We start from the raw sequence: 234 nt of genomic DNA on the forward strand, positions 1-234 counted from the left end.
GAGATTGGTGCAACCGGCGACGGCGCGCCTCACGCCATCGTGGCGGCGCTGCTCGATCCCGTGGGACGACGCCTCGATGGCGTGATGGGTGATGCCGTCGTCGGCGAGCCGCGCGAGGGTATCGTGCAGCGAGACCGGATCGGGCGTGGTCAGCGAGCCGTATTGCGCGCCGCTATCGGTGACGATGCCGACCGTTCCGAGGCTCGCCGAGGCGAGCCCCAAACGCGACAGGAT

General features: G+C 69.7%; 1 protein-coding gene. It reads right to left on the reverse strand.

Annotation, left to right across the window (positions count from 1 at the left end):
• On the reverse strand, positions 1 to 234 hold a 234-nt coding region (locus AC0IXR_RS25200), incomplete at both ends, for a Mur ligase family protein (protein WP_471762623.1).

The organism is Methylobacterium sp. AC832 (assembly GCF_979256025.1).